At 40.7% G+C, this 4,644-nt stretch carries 2 protein-coding genes, 5 tRNA genes, 2 rRNA genes and 2 pseudogenes; 1 reads left to right on the plus strand and 10 read right to left on the minus strand.

Annotation, left to right across the window (positions count from 1 at the left end):
* From GKR74_RS06180 to GKR74_RS06200, 5 genes and pseudogenes are all read right to left on the minus strand, one after another.
* Positions 1-64, minus strand: a pseudogene (locus GKR74_RS06180) (GTP-binding protein); the annotation flags it as partial.
* A gap of 123 nt (positions 65-187) precedes the next feature.
* A tRNA-Thr gene (locus GKR74_RS06185) sits at positions 188-263 on the minus strand.
* A 6-nt stretch (positions 264-269) separates the two neighbouring features.
* Positions 270-344 (minus strand) — tRNA-Gly (locus GKR74_RS06190).
* Positions 345-415: 71 nt separating this feature from the next.
* A tRNA-Tyr gene (locus GKR74_RS06195) sits at positions 416-500 on the minus strand.
* Between the two features lie 15 nt (positions 501-515).
* Positions 516-591 (minus strand) — tRNA-Thr (locus GKR74_RS06200).
* Between the two features lie 427 nt (positions 592-1,018).
* Between GKR74_RS06200 and coaA the strand changes: the two genes are divergently transcribed.
* Entirely contained in the window at positions 1,019-1,969 is a 951-nt protein-coding gene (gene coaA / locus GKR74_RS06205; protein ID WP_154602943.1) for a type I pantothenate kinase, read from the plus strand.
* 32 nt (positions 1,970-2,001) lie between these two features.
* Here the strand turns inward: coaA and birA are convergent, their stop codons facing one another.
* From birA to rrf (GKR74_RS06230), 5 genes and pseudogenes are all read right to left on the minus strand, one after another.
* On the minus strand, positions 2,002-2,979 hold the full coding sequence (gene birA / locus GKR74_RS06210) for a bifunctional biotin--[acetyl-CoA-carboxylase] ligase/biotin operon repressor BirA (protein ID WP_154602944.1): 978 nt from the start codon (positions 2,977-2,979) through the stop codon (positions 2,002-2,004).
* Positions 2,937-4,010, minus strand: a pseudogene (gene murB, locus GKR74_RS06215) (UDP-N-acetylmuramate dehydrogenase). The gene birA and the pseudogene murB overlap by 43 nt, the downstream one beginning before the upstream one ends.
* A 175-nt stretch (positions 4,011-4,185) precedes the next feature.
* A 5S ribosomal RNA gene (gene rrf / locus GKR74_RS06220) occupies positions 4,186-4,301 on the minus strand.
* A gap of 29 nt (positions 4,302-4,330) precedes the next feature.
* Positions 4,331-4,406, minus strand: a tRNA-Thr gene (locus GKR74_RS06225).
* A gap of 45 nt (positions 4,407-4,451) precedes the next feature.
* A 5S ribosomal RNA gene (gene rrf, locus GKR74_RS06230) occupies positions 4,452-4,567 on the minus strand.
* Positions 4,568-4,644: the final 77 nt, after the last annotated feature.

Below are 4,644 nucleotides of genomic sequence, written 5' to 3' on the forward strand. Positions count from 1 at the left end.
CAACGTGGCCGATTGTACCAACGTTAACGTGCGGTTTTGAACGTTCAAATTTTTCTTTAGACATTAGATTGTCCCTCTAAGACACGGAATCGGTGGTTAAACCACATCAACCAAGCAAGGATTAAATTCGCTTGTATTCTTTCTTTACAGGAGACAAAACAGGAGATAATTGAGAACATCGGGGAAGTGGTGCTGATAGGCAGATTCGAACTGCCGACCTCACCCTTACCAAGGGTGTGCTCTACCAACTGAGCTATATCAGCACATCTTGGAGCGGGCAGCGGGAATCGAACCCGCATCATCAGCTTGGAAGGCTGAGGTAATAGCCATTATACGATGCCCGCAATGAACTCGGCTACCTGAGTTATCAGCTGTTAAACTGTTTTCCGCAAAGCTTATAGAAGCTTATTGGAGATGGTGGTGGGAGAAGGATTCGAACCTTCGAAGTCTGTGACGGCAGATTTACAGTCTGCTCCCTTTGGCCGCTTGGGTATCCCACCTATCCAAATTTTTAATGGTGCCGGCACCAAGAGTCGAACTCGGGACCTACTGATTACAAGTCAGTTGCTCTACCAACTGAGCTATGCCGGCATCAAGTGCTGCGCATTCTAGGAAGAGTGAGCGCAGGATGCAACAAAAAAATTTAATTTTTTGTTCATTCGCTCATATTTTATTCGCTTTTTGCGATTTTGTTGATTTTTTATCTACTTTAAGATTAAAACATCAACAACAGCCATTAACTATAATCGATTATAATCTGAGGAGTAAAGCACCGTTATCGAGTTTAGTTTCGTAAAATATAATTTTTTTATTCACTATCACAGTTTTTTCCCAGTTTTGATCGTTTAGTTTTTCAGCAAAAAACCTGTTTTTTTTTGCATACGTCAAAAAAAATTCACATAAAACACAAAAAAACCTACGCCTACTTCTTTTCACTCGCTATGATGCTACCAAATTTTATGGATACAGATGCTTTTGCAGCCTGTCCAACCTGCACACAATAGGCAGATGTTGGTTTATGAAACAAAAAGAAAATTTTATGACGACACCATATTTAGAGTTCGATAGAGAGCATTGGGCCACTTTACGTGATTCTGTTCCTCTAACATTATCATCAAGTGAGCTTCTTGAACTTAAAGGTATTAATGAAGAGCTCTCCATGGATGATGTCATCGAAATTTATCTTCCTCTCTCTCGTCTACTGAACTTTTATATAAGTTCCAATTTGCGTCGTCAGGCGGTGTTAGAGCAATTTTTAGGAACTAATGGTGCAAAAGTGCCATACATCATTGGTATCGCAGGCAGTGTTGCTGTAGGAAAAAGCACTACAGCACGTTTGCTACAAGCGCTACTAACCCGTTGGCCAGAACATCGCAAAGTTGACTTGATTACTACCGATGGCTTCTTATATCCAAACCAAGTCTTACGTGACAAAGATATAATGAAGAAAAAAGGCTTTCCGCAATCTTACGATATGCGGAAGTTGGTTAACTTTGTTTCTCAAATCAAGTCTGGAGCGCGTAATGTTGCAGCACCTGTTTATTCGCATTTAACCTACGATATCGTTCCTGATCAGACACAAATTATCGACCAACCTGATATTTTAATATTAGAAGGCTTAAACGTTCTGCAAAGTGACATGGATTACCCTCAAGATCCTCACCATGTCTTTGTTTCTGATTTTGTTGATTTTTCCATTTATGTTGATGCGGCCCCTCACTTACTGAAGCAATGGTATATCGGACGCTTTTTGAAATTTAGACAAGGTGCGTTTTCTGATCCTGATTCATATTTCCATAATTATTCTAAGCTCAGTGAAGAAGAAGCGATCAATGTGGCGAGTTCAATTTGGGATGAGATCAATGGTTTAAATCTTGAAGAGAATATATTGCCAACTAAAGAACGGGCAAGTTTAATTATGACCAAGGGCGAAAATCATTCTATTCGGAATGTACGCTTAAGAAAATAATGGATAAGGCCGGTATTACCCGGCCACTATAGTTAATTTTCATTCGATCTTAATGATATTTCGCCGCCAATATAAGGGATAATTTCTCCATTTTCTTTTTGTAATAACAGAGCGCCCTGCTCATTTATTCCCTTTTCAACACCAACAACAATATCGTTACCAATCAAAAGCTTAACCTTGCGACCTAAAAAGTTATCTAATTCAAACCACCGAGACAAAAATGGTTTCAATCCTTGTTTTTCAAATATACGTAATGATTCTTTTAATGAATTAATAATATTACCAGCTAATTCATTTCTCTCGACATTCTCAATTTCATCAATTAATGCAGACCAAGCTTGGTTAATTGTTTCCTCTTTTTGAATGATATTTTTACTCATACCAATATTGATACCAACACCAATAATAATATGTGCTGCATCGCCAGTTTTGCCTGTTAGTTCAACCAGAATACCAGCAAGTTTCTTATCATTCATGTAGAGGTCATTAGGCCATTTAACCTTGACTTTGTTTCCACATAATTTATTTAAAGTTTCAGCAATTACGATACCAACAACTAAGCTCAAACCAATTGCAGCTGCGGGGCCTTGTTCTAATTTCCAATATGTTGAAAGGTAGAGGTTACATCCGAATGGTGAAATCCATTGGCGCCCGCGGCGGCCTCTTCCTGCACTTTGGTATTCAGCTAAGCAAGTATCCCCAGACTGCAGGTGAGGAATTCGATCCAACATATATTGGTTAGTTGAATCAATAACAGGCTCAACTATGACATTAGAATCAGAAACATATTGCTCAATGCGTTCTTTACTCAATAGGTTAATTTGCGAAGGAAGCTGATATCCCTTACTAGTAACTGTTTGAATATCAAGACCCCATGAGCGCAATGTTTTGATATGTTTGTTAATTGCAGCTCTCGTCATTCCTAAGTGCTCACCCAGTTGTTCCCCTGAATGAATCTGCCCATCCGCTAAAATATCAATAACCTGTAATGGAATGCTCATCTCTTTCATTGTATACAATCCACCGCATTGACCTCGCCATTTCGCCCTATAAAGCGAACTTCAGGCTCTAAATATATATCGAAATGCAGTGCAACTGTGTGACTGACATGCTTAGCTAGCTCCACAATATCTTTTCCTGTTGCATTTTCTTTATTGATCAATACCAAAGCTTGCTGTTTATGAACTGCAGCACCGCCTAGTTCATAGCCTTTTAAGCCGCATTGGTCAATCAACCAACCTGCTGCTAATTTTACATTTCCATCAGCCTGAACATATTGAGGGCAATTAGGGTAACTAGCTTTGATTGTCTCCGCGAGTTCAGCAGATACGACTGGGTTTTTAAAGAAGCTACCAGCATTACCTGTTATAGCGGGATCAGGTAATTTACTTCTGCGAGTCTCACATACCGTCTCAAACACATCTGAAGGCGTTACAGTGCTAGGATCGAGCTTAGCTAAATCGCCATACGCTAGCTTTGGTGACCACTCCTTAGCAAAAATCAATCCAACACTGATAATCGCATGCGAATTCTGATATTCATGTTTAAAGATACTGTCTCGATAGCCAAAATTGCATTCTTCCGCAGGGATACGAGTGATCCTACCTGTATCCAAGCAGAGGATATCCACATACTCACAAACATCTTTTAGCTCTAACCCATAAGCGCCAATATTTTGTATCGGTGCAGAGCCTACGCATCCAGGGATCAGCGCTAAGTTTTCTGCGCCATATATTCCCTTATGAAGCAATGTTTCAAGTAGTTGATGCCAGTTTTCCCCCGCAGATGCGTGTACATGCCAAGCATCTGCAGATTCAGTAATTTCGATACCTTTAATTCTGTTTACAATGACCACACCTTCAAAGTCTTCAGTAAATAACACATTGCTTCCCCCGCCTAATAGCAGTACTGGAAGATTGTCATTTTTTGCTGTTGTCCACTGTTGGTACAGCGCATCAGCGCTTTGTACAATATTCACCTTAATGGCTTTGGCATCAATACCGAAGCTATTAAGTGATTTGAGTTCGGCGGTCAGGTTCATTGCTACCTTCATTTCAAATAATGATCTAAGATTTTATAAGTCTATCAGCCAGGCCTAGCAGTGAATAGCATGTAGGCGGAAATAATATGATAAGTAAGAAATTGAGAAGAGTTTTGAAAAGTACAGATCGTTAGATAGCAAAAAGCCACCCATTGGGTGGCTTCTTATATTTAAAACCTAGCAGTTCCCTACTCTCACATGGGGAGACCCCACACTACCATCGGCGCTACGGCGTTTCACTACTGAGTTCGGCATGGGGTCAGGTGGGACCACCGCGCTATTGCCGCTAGGTAAATTCTTTTAAACTATTTTAGTATTCATGGTGCTGATACCCAGATTCGAACTGGGGACCTCACCCTTACCAAGGGTGTGCTCTACCAACTGAGCCATATCAGCAATATGGTACGGTCAGTCAGCACTGACACAACCTTAAAATTTAATGTCTGGCAGTTCCCTACTCTCACATGGGGAGACCCCACACTACCATCGGCGCTACGGCGTTTCACTACTGAGTTCGGCATGGGGTCAGGTGGGACCACCGCGCTATTGCCGCCAGACAAATTCTGTTTATTCCCGTTTAGCCTTTAATCACTAAACCAGAATATCAATCCTGAACAAGCTGTTGTGTCCACCT

Origin of the sequence: Providencia sp. wls1914, assembly GCF_009706645.1 — a bacterium.
GTDB classification, from domain to species: Bacteria; Pseudomonadota; Gammaproteobacteria; order Enterobacterales; family Enterobacteriaceae; genus Providencia; species Providencia zhijiangensis.